This window comes from Klebsiella sp. WP3-W18-ESBL-02 (assembly GCF_014168815.1).
Taxonomy (GTDB): Bacteria; Pseudomonadota; Gammaproteobacteria; order Enterobacterales; family Enterobacteriaceae; genus Kluyvera; species Kluyvera ascorbata_B.
Genome location: NZ_AP021972.1, coordinates 4021770 through 4039529, shown reverse-complemented (window position 1 = coordinate 4039529; position 17760 = coordinate 4021770). Strand labels below are relative to the sequence as shown.

Below are 17760 nucleotides of genomic sequence, written 5' to 3'. Positions count from 1 at the left end.
ATGGCACAGCTAAGACCAGTAGACGATCAAGAAATTGTCGATTTGAATTATGAGCGTACCAAGTCAGGACTTCGCGCAGCGATGCCGGGGACGATTAAATCGTTTGATCCTGAGAATGTTACGTGTGTGGTGGAATTGTCTACGTTCGGGCGCGATGTACGCGCTAAGCGTGGTTCAACCTCGACAGACAGAGCTAAGAGCGAGGATGGATATTACCCCATTTTGCAGGATATGCCGGTGGTGTTTCCTCGCGGCGGCGGCTGCACGCTGACTTTTCCTGTTAAAGCCGGTGATGAATGTCTGGTGGTTTTTGCTGACCGTTGCATCGATTTTTGGTGGCAGAACGGTGATACACAGAACACCTCACGGAACAGGTTACATTCCCTCTCTGATGCGTTCGTTATCCCTGGGCCACAGTCACAGGCGAAAAAAATCTCCAGTATCAGCACCAGTGCCGCGCAACTGCGTACTGATGATGGTTCGGCGTTTGTTGAGGTGGCCGCTGATGGAGCCGTTACCATTACCAGCCCACAAATCACGCTAAACGGTCCGGTACAGGTAAACGGGGCTATAACGTCAACAGGCGATCAGACGGCTAACGGGATCAGCCAGATTAACCACACCCACGGCGGCGTAGAGTCCGGTGGAAGCAACACAGGTAAACCACAATGAGCAATATCGAAGTGATCAAGCCAGAAGGTGAGCAGCCACAGCCCCGCACCTGGCTGGAGGATATCGAATCCCACAACGCAGATTACAGCAGGCCAGAAGATAAACGGCTTTCGAGTGAGGCAAGACTCGTTGAACGCGCCGGGCATCAAACGAACTGATGACGTGATCTGTAACTTTAAGTAGCGGTGCAGGGGGCAGAACTCAGCACGCTACTTTTATTTCCTTTGTCAAAAGGTGAACAATGGCGGCATTACCAACAATGGCTAAGATTATGATTATTCAATCATTAGCTTGCTATGAACCCCCTTCCAGAATCGTCGAACTTGTAAAACAAGATTTTGGCATCATTGTTACCCGGCAACAGATATCGGCCTACAACCCTGAAAATACAATGGCTAAAAATCTTAGCCAAAAATGGGTAGAACTCTTTAATCACACTCGCGCCCGCTTCCAGAGTGAAATATCAGATATCCCTATCGCTAACAAAGCGTACCGGCTGCGTATGCTCGATCGCATGGCTAACCGTGCAGAGGCAATCAAGAATTACGCATTAACAGCGCAGCTTATCGAACAGGCCGCGAAAGAGTGCGGGGACGCTTACACCAATAAGCTGAAGGTTGAGAGCACTGGCAAGGATGGTGGTCCGATCAGAACGGAAACAACGAACCTAACCGCCGAAGAAGCCGGGGAGGTATACCGCAAATTCATGGGATAACCACCAGCGCCGTGACACGTCACGCGCGAAAAATAGCACCGTTCGTTAATGGGCTGGTGGCACAGCTTGCATATTGAAATTCCCTGTAAATCCTACAGATCTGGTATTGAGTAACTTACCCCATTCAGCGCCATACATCACAGAGCAGCCTATGGACTACACGCAAAATCAGGTTGCAAATAAATCCTTATATTTCAGTTGATTAAATAATAGCCTTGCATTCCTGTACCGGATGCCTGTTGGCATTGCCGGGGCTATCTCTCGCCCGCAGGACTTAACCGTCGAACCGGTGATCCTTAAATCCGCTAACGCCTTCGCTGCCTATGGTCTGGCTGGAAAATACGACGCTGACGGCTTTTTCGTGCCGCTGGCGGACGGTGACACCGCCGACAAGGTGAAGGGTATCTACGTTCGTCCGTATCCAACCACATCGCAGCCAGACATGGTTCGCCAGGTGGGGACGGATAAGAACTTCCCGGGCGACGCCATGAAGCGTGGCTACATGACCGTTAACCTCGGATCTGGATTCGATGCCAGTACCATCAAAAAAGGCGCGCCTGTCTACGTGGTTGTTTCGCTCGATTCAACCATTGACGTGCCGCTGGGCGGCTTCATGTCCACGTCCGTCAGTGGCAAAAACGTGGCGCTGACCAACGCCGAATTCACAGGGGCCGGTGACGCTAACGGCAATGCAGAAATCTCCTGGAAGATTTAAGGAACAGACGAATGATTACTTTTGATCAGGCAACCGTTGATAGCTCTGGTGCCTTTCTCATCGGGGAGCTGGAGCGACTCGACCAGACGCTGAACCTGCCGCTGGTGGGTTACACCTGGACCCGCGATATTCAGCTGCGTGAAGACGTTTCTATCGCAGATGACATTTCCAGCTGGACTAACACCAGCTTTGGCGCGGCGGGAACTGGCGCAAATCCGAACGGTAAAAACTGGGTAGGCAAAGACTCCACTGCTATTGCTGGCGTGAACGTTGATATCGGCAAAGATGGCAATCCGCTGAACCTCTGGGGCATGGAACTGGGCTGGACCGTTGTAGAGCTGGCAGCAGCTCAGCAGGTAGGTCGCCCGATTGATACCCAGAAGTACGACGGGATGCAGCTCAAATGGCAGATGGACAACGACGAGCAGGTTTACATTGGCGATGATGCGCTCGGCCTGAAAGGGCTGGCAAACCTTGTCGGTGTGACGCTGAACAATGCGCCGAAGACCTGGGCGAACTCCACCAACGACGAGATTCTCGATAGCGTGAACAGCATTCTGTCGAATGCCTGGGCAGCATCCGGTTATTCCGTCGTGCCTTCTGATCTGCGCATTCCGCCAGAGCAGTATTCATTGCTGGCGAGCCGTAAGGTTTCCGAAGCGGGTAACCAGTCACTGCTGACCTATCTGGCCGTGAACACTATCGCTTTCCACCAGAACGGCGTTCCGCTGGAAATCAAAGCGGTTAAATGGCTGAAAGGGCGCGGGGTTGGCGGTAAAGACCGTATGGTCGCCTACACCAACGACAAGAAATATGTGCGCTATCCGCTGGTGCCGTTGCAGAGCGTTCCTATCCAGTATCGCGGTCTGTACCAGATTGCGACCTACTACGGCAAGCTCGGTGCGGTTGAGCCAGTGTACAAAGAAACCCTGTCCTACGTGGACGGTATCTGATAACCAGAACGGCCCCGAAAGGGGCCAGAAGGAAACTGAAAATGGCGAAAGAAAAGCTGGTTACCATCCATGTTCACACTCCGTTTACGCTGACGCTCGGCGATCAGTCAAAACAGGAGTTTGGCCGGGGGCGGCATAACGTACCGGAAGAGGTCGCGTCTCACTGGTTCACCCAGGCGCACTCTGAGCTTTCCGAAAGCGTGATTAGCGACACCGATGATCTGCAACCCATTATCGACAGCCTGCAAGCGCAGATTGCCGACAAAGATAAGCAGATTGTCGATAAAGATCAGCTGATTGCCGATCTGAAAGAAGCGCTGCTCAAGCTGCAAGAGCAGAACGACAGCCTGCAAGCACAGATTGCTGCCGCCCAGACTGGCGGTAATGGGGCGAAAGATGCCAAAGAATCAAAGCCTGCCAACAGTAAGTGATTTTCGCCGCGACTTCCCGCAGTTTGCTGACCCTGCCAAATATCCCGAAGCGCAAATCCAGTTTCGTCTGAATCTGGCCGATGTGCTGCTAAGCGAAAACGTCACCGGCAAAAAGTTGTTTCCGTATTTTGCCGAGTTGTTCGTTGCGCACTACATGACGCTTTGGGCGGCAGATAGCCGGGCGATGCTGGTTGGCGGCCCGGGCGGTTCAACCAATGGTGTTCAGTCCTCTAAGTCCGTTGACAAGGTAAGCGTCAGCTATGACACCAGCGCGACGCTAAACCCTGACGCAGGCTTCTGGAATAACACCAGATATGGCGCTGAATTTTATCAGCTGATCACGATGTTCGGTGCGGGCGGTCGCCAGCTATGAGTTTCAAAAGCGGTGTAACAACGAGGGTGGATAACGCTCAGGCCATTCTGGATGCGCTCAGGTCGCTAACCAAAAAGGATGTGCTGGTCGGCATCCCTTCGGAAGACAGCGAGCGTGAAGATGTTCCGTTTGGCAATGCCGGGATCGGTTACGTCAACGAATACGGCTCACCAGCGCAAAACATCCCCCCACGCCCGCACCTGATCCCCGGCGTTAAATCGGTAGAGGAACAGACAGTGCCGCAGCTTAAAGCAGCGGCGCAGGCTGCGCTTGATGGTAATGCGGCGGGTGCGGAAAGAGCGCTCAACCGTGCAGGTACAATGGCAGCAAGAGGTGTGAAAAATTACATCAAAGCTGCCGATTTTACTCCGCTTGCAGATAGCACCGTTGAAGCACGCGCGCGCCGTGGTCGCAAAGGTGCGAAAGCGGAACTTGCGCGACGGACTGCTGGTGAATCTCCGGGAACCGCTTTGGCTAAGCCTCTTTACGATACTGGCAAGTATATTGCCGCGATTACCCATGTTGTGAGGGATAAAGATGCCGACTCTTGATGTAACAGACGTGCTTTTTGACCCCGATTTTTGCGACTTCAACCTGTGGGTAACACGTCGCGCGCAAACGGTGGACGATGACGGGATCGGCAGCGACAGCGAAGTTAAAACGCAGTTTGCAGGGGTTGTTACCGTTGACCGCTCTTTGGAAAACCGCCGCATGCAGGCCGGGCAGGTTATCAGTGGCGCGATTCTCATTGTGACGACTGAGCGACTCACGCAGGGGCAGACTGGCCGTGATGCCGATATCGTGACGTATCAGAACCGTGATTATCGTGTGACGTTCGTCGACCCGTATACCGCTTACGGTGCTGGCTTCGTCCAGGCACATTGTGAACTGTTGCCGTTTGATGGGGGTAATCCCGTTGAGCAATAACACCAGCACAGAGCGCGGATGGCTGACACCCACCAGCGGCGATCCGGATTATGACGAAGCGCTCGACAGGCTGTTAAGCCAGTGGATGCGCAACGTTTCCGGCTTGCCGGCTGGGATGGTTCGCCCGCGCTGGCAGAAAGAACAGCCATCACTACCGTCAGTTGAAACGAACTGGTGTGCGTTCGGCGTTACCGGGTGGCCCATTGATAACAGTCCTGCATTCACCAGGCAGACCGATGAGGGCGCTCAGCTCTGGCGGCATGAAACGTTCGAGTGTATGGCGTCGTTCTATGGTCCGGCTGGCATGTCTTATGCGTCCCGTTTTCGCGATGGCATATCTGTCCCGCAAAACAATGCTGAGCTTAACGCGCTTGGTTTGTCCCTTGGCGACTATACCGGTCTGACCCCTTTCCCCGAACTTATCAACCAGCAATGGGTTCGCCGCTACGACATGACGGTGCGCCTGCGCCGGAAGGTTGTGCGCGAGTACGGCATTAAATCGCTGGTGGAAGCGCCAGTCACCTTTTTTGGAGAATAAATTATGACGCAGGGCTTACCTGTATCCAACGTTGTAAACGTTGATGTGATCATCTCGCCGAAAGCGGCTACTGGTCGTAACTTCGGCGCGCTGCTGATCCTCGGTTCTTCCACTGTCATTCCGGTGCAGGAGCGCGTTCGCCTTTATGCGTCCGTTGAGGACATTGGCGAGGACTTCGGAGTCGACAGCCCGGAATATGAAGCGGCGCAGGTTTTCTTCAGCCAGTCGCCGAAGCCGACGCAGGTTTATGTTGGCCGCTGGGCGAAGACTCTGACCTCTTCCGAAGGTGGAAGCGTGGAAACCATTGTGCAAGCTGTTAATGCCTGCCTGCAATATACCAACTGGTATGGGCTGGTTGTCGCTGATGATGTTGCTGATAGCGCTGATGTGCTTGATGCTGACGACGTGATTGAGGTTGCTAAACTCATCGAAGCGTCCAGTTTGAGCCGCATTTTCGGGGTAACATCTGCCGACGCCGAGATTATCAGCACGACTTCGACGACCGATGTTGCGTCGAAATTAAAGGCTGGCAAGTATGCCCGTACCTTTATTCAGTATTCCACCAGCAGCCCTTATGCGGCGGTTTCTGCTTTCGGTCGTGCGTTTACTGTCAATTTCAACGGCAGCAATACCACCATTACCCTGAAATTCAAACAGGAACCAAGCGTAACCTACGAAACGCTGACGGTAGGACAGGCTGCGTCTGTGGATGCGAAGAATGCGAACGTGTTCGTGTACTACGCCAACGACACGGCGATCCTGCAACAGGGAGTCATGGCGAACGGCGACTTCTTCGACGAGCGCCACGGGCTCGACTGGTTGCAGAACTACGTTCAGACCAACCTCTATAACCTGCTTTACACCAGTACCACCAAAATTCCGCAGACTGATGCCGGTGTGACCCGTCTGCTTTCCAACGTTGAACAGTCCATGGATCAGTCCGTCACGAACGGTCTGGTAGCTGCTGGCGTGTGGAATGGTGGCCCTATCGGACAGCTGAATTCCGGCGATACGCTGACCAAAGGCTATTACGTGTATGCGCAACCGCTGTCCGAACAGGCGCAGGCCGACCGCGAAGCGCGCAAAGCACCGTTAATCGAGGTGGCCTGTAAGCTGGCTGGCGCAGTTCATTATGCCGATGTGCAGATCAACGTGGTTCGCTAAGGAGCGATAAATGGCAACTTATTCTTTTCTCGATGTAACCGCGTCGCTCACCGGGCCGACCGGCGTTATCGATCTTGGTCAGGGTTCTGCGAACTCTGAGGAAGGTATCACCCAGACCATGGGCGGCAACAAGAACACCATGACCATCGGTGCCGATGGCGAAGTGATGCACAGCCTGCACGCCGATAAGTCAGGCACCATTACGGTGACGCTGCTGAAAACCTCCCCCGTGAACAAGAAGCTGTCTCTGGCGTATAACGCGCAAAGCCAGTCCTCTGCCACCTGGGGCAATAACGTGATCGTCATTCGCAACACGGCATCGGGTGATATTTCTACTGCGCGTTCGTGTGCATTCCAGAAACAGCCTGATTTCAATAACGCCAAAGAGGGCGGGACTGTTGCCTGGGTGTTCGACTGCGGCAAGATTGACCAGCTGCTCGGGGAGTTTTAACGCATGGAATTCGAAATTAAAGGCGTGAAATATCGCACTGCAAAGCTCAGCGTTTTCGAACAGCTGAAGGTGTCCCGAAAGCTGTTGCCGGTGCTGGCCGGGATGGTTTCTGACTTCCGGAGCGTTCAGGAGAAGATCAGCAGCAAAGACACCGAAGGCGCGATGGCTACTATCCTGCCCAAAATTGCTAATGCTGTGTCCGATCTGAGTGATGGCGATGTGGACGCTATCCTGTTCCCCTGCCTTTCCGTTGTTTCACGCGAGCACATGAAAGGCTGGGTGCCGGTCTGCCAGCATGGCGAAATGGCGTTTGACGATATCGACCTGCTGACCATGCTGCAACTGGTGGCGCGGGTGGTCGCCGACTCGCTGGGAAATTTTTTGCAAGGACTCCCTACCAGCGAGACGCCCACCCCGCCAGCGGAATAACCTTCAACAGCCTGCCGGGCGGTGAAGATTTTATTCTTCGTCCGGCGCTTGCCTTCCATATTGACCAGAAAGACCTTAACAGCGGCGCGGTAGACCTTTGCCGCATCGCGCTTCTTAATGACTACCTCGACATGCGCGAGGATAACGACGCCCGGGTAGATAAATGGAGAGCGGCCAATGAGCGGTAACGCAGATACGATTAAAGATTTCCTTGTTTCGCTGGGATTCGATATCGATCAGGCTGGCGCTAATAAGTTCGAAGCAGTGCTAAAAGGCGTTACTGCTAACGTTCTGAAGGTCGGCGCGGTGGTGGAAGGCGCAGCGCTGAGCATTGTCGGATTTACCACCCAGATCGCGAATGGTCTGGATAAGGTTTACTGGGCATCCCAACGGACGGGGGCCAGCGTCCAGGGCATCAAAGCGCTGGGCTATGCCGCATCGCAAACCGGTGCCAGCGCCGAGTCGGCCATGTCCTCCCTCGAAGGGCTGGCTGGCTTCATGCGTAGTAATCCGGGGGCGGAAGGGTTCCTGAACCGCCTGGGTGTCCAGACTCGCGATGCCAGCGGAAAGATGCGTGATACTGCGGACATCTTTACTGGCGTTGGGCAAAAGCTCAACAACATGCCGTATTACCGCGCGAAGCAATACGCGCAGATGCTCGGCATCGATGAAAACACGCTGATGGCGATGCGCAGAGGGATGGGGCAGCTCAGTTCTGAGTACGCGTTGACGGCAAAGCGTATTGGTTTTAATGCTGAGTCAGCGGCTAAACAGTCCAATATTTTCATGACCTCCATGCGTAATCTGACGATGACGCTTGGACAGGCGAAAGACAAGATTGGCTCTAACCTAGCTGGTGGCCTTGCTGGCAGTATTGATAACTTCCGCAGGCAGATACTCGACAACTGGCCGAAGATTGAAGCGGTCATCACGAAGATCATCAAAGGAATTCTCTGGGCAGGTGACGCGATTACCCGCGTGTTATGGCGAACTGGGCAAGCTGTTGAGGGTGTGATCGCCTGGTTCAAAAAGCTGAACCCAGCCACGCAGCAGCTTATCGCATTGTTCAGTGGGCTGTTGGTTGCATGGCGGCTGCTAAATACCGCTTTCATGTCATCACCCTTGGGCATGATAACGACGCTTATTATTGCACTTGGTCTGCTCTTGGATGATTACCAGACGTGGAAAGAAGGTGGCAAAAGCCTGATTGACTGGGGGAAATGGAAGACTGAAATTGGTCAGGCCGTCAAAATGATTGGTGACCTGAAAAAGACTGTTACGGACCTGACAAAAGCGCTGGCTAAGTTGCTCGGTATTGACCCCAAGTCATGGTCCCTAAAGTGGGATTTTAGCAACTTCATTTCGCAAATGGGTGAGTTCGGCAAGATGCTGAACATGATCGCTGATTTGCTGAATGCCATAAAAGATGGCAACTGGGCGCAGGCCGCTAGTATAGGCAAACAGCTGCTAAATCAGGGCAGCGGGCAACCGAGTGCCACACCGGCAGTAGAGGATAGCGCCAACAGAAGCGCTGACTGGGTTAAGGAGAATCTGGGATTTGACCCGCGCAGCGTAGGCAGAACCATTCGCGGGTGGTTTGGTGATGATGAGCCTGACCAACATGCCCAGTCTGCTAAAGCTCCACGAGGTATTAGAAATAATAACCCCGGTAATATCGACTTTCGTGGGCAATCTGGGGCGACGCTCGAAAGGCCTGGCGGCAGGTTCGCCCGGTTTGAAACTGCCTATGATGGCCTGAAAGCGCTTTCCCGACAATTAATGCGCTACTTTGAAGGTAAGACGACAGGCAAGCCGCTGCAAACCCTTAACGATATAATCTCTACGTGGGCACCGGGGAATGAAAATAATACCGGTGCTTACATTGCTCAGTTATCGAAAATGATGGGTGTGGCTCCTGATGCCATTCTCAACCTTAAAGATCCGCAGGTAATGTCCTCTCTGATGAATGGAATTATCCATCATGAGAACGGGAGAAACCCTTACCCAAGTGAATTGGTTCGTATGGCCGCTGGTGGCGGTGCTTCACAAAACATACAGCAAGAAACGGTTATTAATATTCACGGTGTATCTGATCCACGTGAGGCTGCCAATATCACAGTTGAGCGGCAGAAGAACGTTAATTCACAACTAACTCAACAACTTCGAACGGTGCCGAGCTAATGGATATTCTCTCCGCTATTTTTCGCCAGCAATCCCGGCGAATTGGCATATTAATTCCCAGCGTGGTCGTCTCCGAAAAGCATTCTGATGCGCTCGAAATTACTGAGCACCCGGTGGAGAAGCCAACAACGAATAGCGCCTCGGGTTTCATCGCCGATCATGCGTATAAGCGCCCCAGCGAAGTCACAATGGAATGCGGCTTCTCTGGTGGCGGTTCGTTGCTGGACTTCATTGATACATCTTCAATCGGCCTCAGCGCTGGGCTTAGCCCAAAGGAGACATACCAAAAGCTGCTGGATATGCAGCTTGAGCGCGTACCGTTCGATGTGGTTACCGGGAAGAGGGTGTACACCAATATGCTGGTGCGAGCCATTGAGGTGACGACCGATAAAACCAGCGAGAACGTGCTGAACTGCACGCTTACCCTGCGTGAAGTCATCATAACGCATACAAAAAATGTCACCGTTGCTGATAAATCCGATATGCAGGACGGGGTTAGTACATCTGCGGTGCAGAATTCCGGGACTAAATCCACCACCCCAGTAAATGAATCGGTAATTAAGTCAACAGGGTGGTTTGATGGACTAAAAGGAACCAGTCTTGGTAACTCTATAGGTATCCAATGAATGTAACTGAAATCCCTTTATCGCCGGATAACCAGCTATTTCGCATTCAGTTAGCAGAGACAACATACACGCTGAGAGTCATTTGGCGTGATTCTGCTGGCTGGATTCTGGATGTACAAGATAGCAGTGGCGAACCGCTTCTTTCTGGCGTGCCGCTGGTAACCGGTGTAAATCTTCTTGAGCAATATCCTCAACTAGGTATTAACGGGGCGCTGCTCGTTGGCTGCGATGTAGGCGCACCGGACGAGCCTACCAAAACCAACCTCGGCACATACAGCCACCTCATTTTCGTACAGGAGTAGAAATGTCTCTTAACTGGATGCGCCATTTTGAGCTGCAACTGTTGGACCAGAACGGGCAGGGCGTTTCCCTGTCTGACTTTAAGGTCACGTTCCAGATCGAGTGGGCAGACACACGCTGGCCGCGCGTGGCGAACGTAAAAATTTACAACCTTTCGACCGATACCACGAACAATATACTGGGGCAGGAGTTTGCCAAAATTCGCATCATTGCCGGGTATGACGGTATAGCGCCGGATGTTGATGCGAGCCAAGTTGGTGTCGCCCGTGAGATTTCACCAGACCAGATAGGGCAGGTGAATGGTCAGAACTACGGCCTGATCTTTGACGGTGATATTCGCTTCACCGTCACCGGGAAGGACAACATTACCGATTCCTGGGTGTTGATTCAGGCCATTGGTGATCACGAAGCGTTCCTCTATGCGACCACCATCACCACGCTTGCAGCTGGTTATACCGTTGCGGATCTGCACCGGGCAACGATGCAGGATTTCAACGCGTTCGGCGTGACGCAGGGCATTACCGGCGACTTTCCTGATACCGTGTTTCCTCGTGGCCGCGCGATTTACTCATCCACCCGTAACGTGATGGATAATATTGCTGCGCAGTGCAAAGCGACATGGCAGCTGGTGGATGGTCAGGTTCAGATGGTGCCGGAGGATAAATACATTCACGAAGCCATTGTGTTGAATGCTGATACTGGCCTGATCGGTATGCCGCAACAGACGATGGGCGGCGGCGTAAATGTGCGGTGTCTGATAAACCCCAACATCCGCATTAATGGGCTTATTCAGCTCGATCAGGCTTCGGTGTACCGCGCCGCGCTCGGCAATAGCGAAATCGCACAGTCGCCCGGGCGTATCACTGAAACGGAAGAGAACGGCAACCGCGTGCTGACCGGCACAACGTCACAGGCTGCCAGCATTGCGACGGATGGCGTTTATATCGTCAAAGCTATCGACTATACTGGCGACACCAGAGGCCAGGCGTGGTACATGGATTTGATGTGTTTTGCGCGTGGAGCTCGTGATCTTTATAGCCCGAAAGCAATGCAAGGGACAACGAATTAGTGAGGTGGGGCCGTGAGACATTTACTTTGCACTGTTACCGTGTTCGCGGTGCTTATATCAGCACCCGCTTTTGCGGATCAGCAATGTGGTGATTTTAAAATCCATTGGGCAGATGATGGCTTAGCCAGAATCAATGGCGCAAAGCCAGAAATGCAAAAAATCACCTTCCTGAAAAACAAAGGCGATTATAACAATATCAAGATGGATTGGCGTATGGCTACCGATCAGCCTGGAAGATGGGTTGGTCTTGAGTACATCAATCGAAACGGCAAGATAATTCTCAATGCCCAGTGGCTGCAAGCCAGCATGAATGCGCCGCGTCAGTATGCAACATACGACTGCGTGAAGGTGAAGTAGGTATAAAGAAAAAGCGCCGGGTTGACCGGCTCGCCAAGTTATTCCTCTTTGAAGCTGATGTTCTTGCACTGCTCCATTACTTCAATCAGTTCTTTTGACGTCAGGTTTTCTACTTCGATTTTACCTTTCTCTGTGGTCATTGTTATTTTTTTGGATGATCTTGTCTGTATCCATTTTCTTGCGATGGATGCAATGGCTATACAAGCTGGTGACGACGTGGCTACGATGATAGTTATGTCGACGAGCGTGCCAACCGCATTAATTGAGTCAGCAGTTCTGATTCGCCTGCGTATTTTATAGTCACTTTCAGGTATGTTATCCTGGATTACGGAGAGCAATTCTTTGCCTATTGCTGGAGTAAATTTTATGGTTGTTTCTGATTTTGGCATAAAGGTATCCGGCCCCTATCGTGAGAAGCTAAAAATTGCCTTGCGGCTTTTCCTTGGCAGCCTGTATCTCGCTACAAACCACGACGTTACGGTGATTTTAAGCAAGACCTACATTCAGGGCTGCAAAGAAGATAAATAGCACGGACAAATCAGCCCTCAAACCCTGACATTTGATCAGTAACCCGCCGCTGAGCGGGTTTTTTTATGGAGTTTTTATGCCGATTCCAACTCAATCACAAATCGGCGGCGAGCAGCAGACCGCGCAGGCCATTGCCGATTCGGTGTCTACTCAGATGCGCGTAGCGATGCCGGGCATCATTCAGTCGTTCGATCCTGATACTGTTACCTGCACCGTAGAGGTGGCGCTTCGCGGTATTGTTGGCGATGGCTCCACCGAATTAAAACCGCTGGTGGATGTGCCGGTCGTCTTCCCGCGCGGCGGCGGATGCACGCTAACCTTTCCGGTTAAAGAAGGCGACGAGTGCCTGCTGATCTTTGCCGACCGTTGCATCGATTTTTGGTGGCAGAGCGGCGGCGTTCAGGAGACAGTCGACCCGCGCCAGCATGACTTGTCTGATGCGTTCGCCATTGTTGGCCCGCAGTCGCAAGCACAGAAAATCAGCGGTATCAGTACCAGTTCGGTAGAGCTGCGCAGCGATGACGGCGGCACAAAGTTAAGCCTTAACCCATCCACCGGGGCAATAAATGGCACTGCACCGGGCGGATTTAACCTTAACGGGCTCAAAATCCTGCCTGACGGTCGCTTGCAGCTGGTGGACGGTTCTATCGTGGATAAGCATACCCATGGCGGCGTTGAGAGCGGCGGAAGCAATACTAAGCCGCTGGGAGGTTAATCTATGCGATACCGTCGCGAAGATGCTGACGGCGATTACACTTTCGGGCAGGGTGACGACACCTTCCTTATCGACAGTACGGAATGTGTCGCCCAGGCCGTGAAAACCCGTTTCGAACTGTGGCGCGGTCAGTGGTTTCTCGATCTGACGGAAGGCACGCCGTATGTTCAGTCAGTGCTTGGGAAACAGAGATCAGACGTCTACATCCTGGCTATACGCGAACGTATACAGGACACGCCGGGCGTTCTGTCGATTCTTTCCTTCGATACCAATTATGACGGCACCAGCCGTCGCGTCACCTTCACTTCCTCCATTGACACAATCTACGGCCAGACGACTGTAACAAGCGAGGCATAAATGGCTTTGAACCTCGACACGCTGGGGCTATCGGCAACGGTAACCGCCCAGGGGATTAGTGCGCCTGATTACCAGACAATCCTAGATACACTGACCAGCTATTTCAGGCAGATTTACGGTAGTGATGCCTACCTCGAACCAGACAGCAAAGACGGGCAGATGGTCGCGCTGGTGGCTCTTGCCGTGCATGACGCTAACAACACCGCTATCGAGATTTACAACTCGTTTTCACCGATGACAGCGCAGGCCGCAGCGCTTAGCAGCAATGTGAAAATTAACGGGATCACGCGAAAAGTAGCGACAAACTCTACTGCTGACCTTCTGTTAACCGGTACGGCAGGCACGACTATCACGAATGGCTCCGCACGGGATAAAAACGGCATTATCTGGAATTTTCCAGCGAGTGTGGCGATCGGCGTTGATGGTACTGTGCTGGTGACGGCCACATGTGCGAATAGCGGTTCGGTTGCGGCGCTGGCCGGGACTATTACCACTATCAACACCCCGACCCGAGGTTGGGTGTCGGTAACCAATCCAGTTGCGGCTACTGTCGGTTCACCAGCCGAAACCGACGCAGAGCTGCGCATTCGGCAGGGGCAAAGCGTCGCGCTACCATCGATCACACCGTTTGAAGGTGTCGACGGTGCTATCGCTAATGTTGCTGGCGTGACACGTCACAAACTATATGAGAACGACACTGGGGCAACCGACAGCAACGGGCTGCCGCCACACTCTATTTCCGCCATCGTCGATGGAGGGGATGTTACCGAGATAGCCCAAACAATCCGGGGGAATAAAGGGCAGGGAACCGCAACTTACGGTAAAACTTCTGTCACGGTGCCGGATACTTACGGTAATCCACACGTCATCAGTTTTTCGCGCTCTACCGATGTGCCAATTTTCGTAGCCATTACCCTGAAAGTTTTTACCGGCTATACCTCTCAAATCGGCGAGCAGATTAAACAGGCTGTTGCCGATTATATAAATGGCCTAACAATTGGCGACGACGTTCTGCTGAGCCGTATTTATTCCCCGGCAAACCTCGGCGTTGTGAGCGGCGGGAATGCCCGCTATTACGATATTACCGACCTGCTGATCGGTAAGTCGTCTGGCAGCGTATCGGCATCAAACATTGATATTGCCTATGATGCTTCTGCGTCCTGTAGCACCGCGAATATCAGTATCACGGTGACCTCATGAGCAAATACACCGAACTGATCACTAACTACCACGCTACCAAGCCACTCTTTTTTGACCATATAGATCTGAGCACCCGCCCGCTGATTGATGTGTCCAGCACTATGTCAGGGCTTATAACAGCCTTCGATATTGATACTGCTGTCGGTGTACAGCTCGACATCCTCGGTCTGTGGATCGGACGCAGTCGCATAGTCAGCCAGCCAATTAGCGGAGTTTATTTCAGCTGGGACACTGACGGGCTTGGATATGACCAGGGCATCTGGCAGGGGCCATATGATCCTGATTCTGGCTATAAGACGCTGAGTGATGAGACGTACCGCATCATTCTGAAAGCGAAAATCGCTATCAACAACTGGGACGGCCGGAACGATTCTCTGCCTCCCATCCTTGACGCTGCGACTGCTGGCTCAGGCCTCAGGATGCAAATTGTCGACAACCAGGACATGACGATATCGGTCTGGGCATTCCCCGAGACTGATATTTCTGATGTGTCTCTTGAACTGATTGCCGCTATCAAACAGGGCTATCTCACCGTTAAAGCCGCCGGCGTATGGGGCGGTGATGTTGAAACGCCTTCGGTAGAAGCACCATCCGAGGGCTCTAAATTCTTTGGGTTTGATATGGATAACGAATACATCGGTGGGTTCGATGTTGGAGCATGGGGGACAATACTCTAATGGCAACAAACAACTTTAAACCGTTCGCGACAGCGGCAAATGCTAACGTGACGGCCCAGGCTGACTGGGAATCGCTTCCGGCTCTGCTTTCTGGCTTCACGGCTGGCAAAGCTTCCAGTGCTCAGGTAAACAAAGCCATTCGACAGGCCAGCTTTATAGCTGCAGCGCTGGCGCAGTACACCGCCAACAAAAGCGGTCTGGATGTACTTGATGATGGTGACCTGAACGGGTTTATCGCCAAAATGTCCGCCGCGTTCGGTAAGGATTTCCAGGCGCTTGACGCCACGCTGACGGCATTGGCAGGGCTCACAACCGGTGCAAATAAACTCCCGTATTTCACTGGAACTGATACCGCATCGCAGACTGATTTAACTTCTGTCGGTCGAGATATTATCGGGAAAGGTACTATTGCTGACATTCTCACATACCTTGGTTTAAACGATTCGCGCTTTGCCGTTGTCACTTCGTCCCAGACTGTCACTGTTCCCGACTGGGTAACAGAAATTTATATATCAGGCTGCGCCGCTGGCGGTGGCGGTGGCGCGGGTGCTGGGGCTGCGGGTAGTGGCTTTGTTGGCTCGGGCGGTGGAGGTGGAGGGGCCGGTCAGTCAGTCATCAGAAAAAAATTCGCGGTTACGCCAGGTATGGTTATTTCCGTAACAATCGGCGCAGCCGGTACTCCTGGCACTAAAAGCTCGACGGGCGGTGATGGCGGAAACGGCGGTGATGGCGGTAATACTGTCGTTGGAAACCTCTTAACACTGGCAGGTGGGAAAGGAGGAAAGGGCGGCATAAATCGGATATCTGGTAATGCCGGAGGATCTCCGGGTGGCGTCGGGTATCCTGACGGCGGATATGGTTCTGATTCAACCGCGGGCAATGCTTCGGGTGATGGCGGCGCAGGGGGTAATAGTATCTTTGGTGGCGCTGGAACTCCTGGTCGCGGTGGTCGGGACGGTGGTATAGATGGAAAACCAGCGAGTTGTTATGGTTCCGGTGGCGGGGCTGGAGGCGGGTCATATACAGCTGCGAGTGGAAATGGCGGCGCAGGCGGCGCAGGCACGCCCGGTCTGGTGATTATTGAGTGGTGATGTGATGAGCAAAACATACGCAGTAATAAAAAATAATACCGTTGTAAATGTCGTCTTATGGGATGGCGAGTCAGAATGGTCGCCTGATAATGGCATAGCAATACCGGCTGCTAATGGTGTCGGGATTGGCTGGTTATATGCTGATGGCAATTTGACTGCGCCGGATATTCCCGAGCCTGTAAAATCTCACGATGAATTAGTCGCAGAGGTTGAATCAGAAAAGCTCGCCCGTATCGATACGGCGACCAACCGGATTATTGTCTGGCAAACCAAGCTTTTGATGGGTCGCAAGCTTACGAATGCTGAGTCATCCAGCCTTAACGGATGGATGGACTATATAGACGCGGTGGCAGCAATAGATGCCAGCACCGCACCTGATATCAACTGGCCAGCTATTCCGGCTTAACAGGCCAGTTAGTATGTTTCTTATATCGCTGGCGCTGGCAATATTTGCTGCATAATCTCAGTTTGCGCGTTATAAAATTCAATATAACGCGCATCATTCTCGCATTTCTCGATGCGCCGATGATGCCGGTTACTGTTTCTCGAAATTGAACCTTTCAAATATTTTTCTGAATCAGGTGATATTTCGCCTCTTCTCCTGTTTTTACAACAGGAGAAGCACTCATGATTTACGGTTATGCCCGAGTATCAACAAACCACCAGGACACTGAATTGCAACTAACGGCGCTCAAGTCAGCGGGTTGTGAGAAAATTTTTGAAGAGCATGCCAGCGGGAGGAAATCGAATCGGCCGGTTCTAAAACGGCTGATCGCCACTATGCAGCCGGGGGATGAACTGGTGGTCTGGAAGCTGGACAGGATTGGTCGCAATGTCCTGCATGCGTTGTTGATGTTCCAGCAGCTACAGGAAAACGGCGTGAATTTCCGTAGCATTACGGATGGTGTGGACCTGCGCACCGCCAGTGGTCGCTACAATTTCCGCAATATCCTGTCAGCAGCGCAGTACGAATCCGACCTGAACAGCGAGCGTACGCTGGCCGGGTTAGCCGTTGCGCGGGCGAAGGGAAGGGTAGGCGGGCGCCGCCCGAAATTTACTGATGAGCAGTGGCGGGAGATAGGATCTCGGATCTCCGCTGGTGAATCACGACAGCAGATCGCTAAGACGTTCGATGTTGGTGTATCGACGCTGTACAAAAAATTCCCAGTGTTAGGGTAATGCAGTATTTCCACAGTGCGTGCTGCCGAAATACGTGCTGTGGATGCTTTATAGGGTGTGCCATTTTTGTGTCACACATGGTGAAACGTCATTCTATTTCTTACATCATGTG

General features: G+C 52.7%; 27 protein-coding genes. 26 read left to right on the top strand and 1 reads right to left on the bottom strand.

Going from position 1 to position 17760, the window contains the following annotated elements:
- The 19 genes from H7R56_RS19465 (at position 1) to H7R56_RS19380 (ending at position 11901) form a co-directional block, all read left to right on the top strand.
- Positions 1–672 carry a Gp138 family membrane-puncturing spike protein gene (locus H7R56_RS19465; RefSeq protein ID WP_182928367.1) on the top strand — a complete coding sequence of 224 codons (672 nt, stop codon included), beginning with the start codon at positions 1–3 and terminating at the stop codon, positions 670–672.
- On the top strand, positions 669–830 hold the full coding sequence (locus tag H7R56_RS19460; protein WP_182928366.1) for a hypothetical protein: 162 nt from the start codon (positions 669–671) through the stop codon (positions 828–830). Before H7R56_RS19465 ends, H7R56_RS19460 begins: the two co-directional genes overlap by 4 nt.
- An 83-nt stretch (positions 831–913) precedes the next feature.
- Positions 914–1387 (top strand): DUF2280 domain-containing protein, encoded by a 474-nt coding sequence (locus tag H7R56_RS19455; protein WP_109555204.1) that lies wholly within the window; start codon positions 914–916, stop codon positions 1385–1387.
- A 232-nt stretch (positions 1388–1619) separates the two neighbouring features.
- Positions 1620–2102: a structural cement protein Gp24 gene (locus tag H7R56_RS19450; protein WP_044702585.1), complete on the top strand. Its 483-nt coding sequence runs from the start codon at positions 1620–1622 to the stop codon at positions 2100–2102.
- Between the two features lie 11 nt (positions 2103–2113).
- The gene (locus H7R56_RS19445; protein ID WP_021241729.1) at positions 2114–3055 is read left to right on the top strand and encodes a DUF2184 domain-containing protein; all 942 of its coding nucleotides are present in this window, start codon (positions 2114–2116) and stop codon (positions 3053–3055) included.
- A gap of 41 nt (positions 3056–3096) precedes the next feature.
- Positions 3097–3486 (top strand): STY1053 family phage-associated protein, encoded by a 390-nt coding sequence (locus H7R56_RS19440; RefSeq protein ID WP_006120171.1) that lies wholly within the window; start codon positions 3097–3099, stop codon positions 3484–3486.
- Entirely contained in the window at positions 3452–3859 is a 408-nt protein-coding gene (locus H7R56_RS19435; RefSeq protein ID WP_044702581.1) for a DUF4054 domain-containing protein, read from the top strand. The genes H7R56_RS19440 and H7R56_RS19435 overlap by 35 nt, the downstream gene beginning before the upstream one ends.
- Positions 3856–4410: a hypothetical protein gene (locus H7R56_RS19430; protein ID WP_044702580.1), complete on the top strand. Its 555-nt coding sequence runs from the start codon at positions 3856–3858 to the stop codon at positions 4408–4410. Before H7R56_RS19435 ends, H7R56_RS19430 begins: the two co-directional genes overlap by 4 nt.
- Positions 4397–4786 (top strand): hypothetical protein, encoded by a 390-nt coding sequence (locus H7R56_RS19425; RefSeq protein WP_044702579.1) that lies wholly within the window; start codon positions 4397–4399, stop codon positions 4784–4786. The genes H7R56_RS19430 and H7R56_RS19425 overlap by 14 nt, the downstream gene beginning before the upstream one ends.
- Complete coding sequence (locus H7R56_RS19420) at positions 4761–5324, top strand: phage neck terminator protein (protein ID WP_044702578.1); 564 nt, start codon at positions 4761–4763, stop codon at positions 5322–5324. The genes H7R56_RS19425 and H7R56_RS19420 overlap by 26 nt, the downstream gene beginning before the upstream one ends.
- 3 nt (positions 5325–5327) lie before the next feature.
- Positions 5328–6488: a DUF3383 family protein gene (locus tag H7R56_RS19415; RefSeq protein ID WP_044702577.1), complete on the top strand. Its 1161-nt coding sequence runs from the start codon at positions 5328–5330 to the stop codon at positions 6486–6488.
- Between the two features lie 10 nt (positions 6489–6498).
- Positions 6499–6939 (top strand): DUF3277 family protein, encoded by a 441-nt coding sequence (locus tag H7R56_RS19410; RefSeq protein WP_000257257.1) that lies wholly within the window; start codon positions 6499–6501, stop codon positions 6937–6939.
- A gap of 3 nt (positions 6940–6942) precedes the next feature.
- A complete protein-coding gene (locus H7R56_RS19405) occupies positions 6943–7368 on the top strand; it encodes a phage tail assembly chaperone (protein ID WP_000393957.1) in 426 nt (141 codons plus the stop codon).
- Positions 7365–7556, top strand: coding sequence for a DUF6889 family protein (locus H7R56_RS27745; RefSeq protein WP_084832721.1), 192 nt, complete (start codon positions 7365–7367; stop codon positions 7554–7556). Before H7R56_RS19405 ends, H7R56_RS27745 begins: the two co-directional genes overlap by 4 nt.
- A complete protein-coding gene (locus tag H7R56_RS19400; RefSeq protein WP_182928344.1) occupies positions 7546–9549 on the top strand; it encodes a lytic transglycosylase domain-containing protein in 2004 nt (667 codons plus the stop codon). Before H7R56_RS27745 ends, H7R56_RS19400 begins: the two co-directional genes overlap by 11 nt.
- A complete protein-coding gene (locus H7R56_RS19395; protein ID WP_182928343.1) occupies positions 9549–10175 on the top strand; it encodes a phage baseplate protein in 627 nt (208 codons plus the stop codon). Before H7R56_RS19400 ends, H7R56_RS19395 begins: the two co-directional genes overlap by 1 nt.
- Entirely contained in the window at positions 10172–10477 is a 306-nt protein-coding gene (locus H7R56_RS19390) for a phage baseplate plug family protein (protein ID WP_032177179.1), read from the top strand. The genes H7R56_RS19395 and H7R56_RS19390 overlap by 4 nt, the downstream gene beginning before the upstream one ends.
- 2 nt (positions 10478–10479) lie before the next feature.
- Entirely contained in the window at positions 10480–11544 is a 1065-nt protein-coding gene (locus H7R56_RS19385; RefSeq protein ID WP_182928365.1) for a hypothetical protein, read from the top strand.
- Between the two features lie 12 nt (positions 11545–11556).
- Complete coding sequence (locus H7R56_RS19380) at positions 11557–11901, top strand: hypothetical protein (RefSeq protein ID WP_161622954.1); 345 nt, start codon at positions 11557–11559, stop codon at positions 11899–11901.
- Positions 11902–11939: 38 nt separating this feature from the next.
- Here the strand turns inward: H7R56_RS19380 and H7R56_RS19375 are convergent, their stop codons facing one another.
- A complete protein-coding gene (locus H7R56_RS19375) occupies positions 11940–12290 on the bottom strand; it encodes a hypothetical protein (protein WP_047400359.1) in 351 nt (116 codons plus the stop codon).
- Positions 12291–12505: 215 nt separating this feature from the next.
- On the opposite strand from H7R56_RS19375, the gene H7R56_RS19370 reads away from it, so the two are divergent.
- The 7 genes from H7R56_RS19370 (at position 12506) to H7R56_RS19340 (ending at position 17648) form a co-directional block, all read left to right on the top strand.
- Positions 12506–13144 (top strand): Gp138 family membrane-puncturing spike protein, encoded by a 639-nt coding sequence (locus H7R56_RS19370; RefSeq protein ID WP_182928364.1) that lies wholly within the window; start codon positions 12506–12508, stop codon positions 13142–13144.
- Between the two features lie 3 nt (positions 13145–13147).
- Entirely contained in the window at positions 13148–13501 is a 354-nt protein-coding gene (locus H7R56_RS19365) for a hypothetical protein (RefSeq protein WP_182928363.1), read from the top strand.
- Positions 13502–14701: a baseplate J/gp47 family protein gene (locus H7R56_RS19360; protein ID WP_153983799.1), complete on the top strand. Its 1200-nt coding sequence runs from the start codon at positions 13502–13504 to the stop codon at positions 14699–14701.
- On the top strand, positions 14698–15378 hold the full coding sequence (locus H7R56_RS19355) for a baseplate wedge 1 family protein (protein WP_182928340.1): 681 nt from the start codon (positions 14698–14700) through the stop codon (positions 15376–15378). The genes H7R56_RS19360 and H7R56_RS19355 overlap by 4 nt, the downstream gene beginning before the upstream one ends.
- Positions 15378–16469: a glycine-rich domain-containing protein gene (locus H7R56_RS28065; RefSeq protein WP_227674722.1), complete on the top strand. Its 1092-nt coding sequence runs from the start codon at positions 15378–15380 to the stop codon at positions 16467–16469. The genes H7R56_RS19355 and H7R56_RS28065 overlap by 1 nt, the downstream gene beginning before the upstream one ends.
- Positions 16470–16473: 4 nt before the next feature.
- On the top strand, positions 16474–16875 hold the full coding sequence (locus H7R56_RS19345) for a tail fiber assembly protein (RefSeq protein ID WP_182928266.1): 402 nt from the start codon (positions 16474–16476) through the stop codon (positions 16873–16875).
- Between the two features lie 221 nt (positions 16876–17096).
- On the top strand, positions 17097–17648 hold the full coding sequence (locus tag H7R56_RS19340; protein WP_128350872.1) for a recombinase family protein: 552 nt from the start codon (positions 17097–17099) through the stop codon (positions 17646–17648).
- Positions 17649–17760 lie beyond the last annotated feature (112 nt).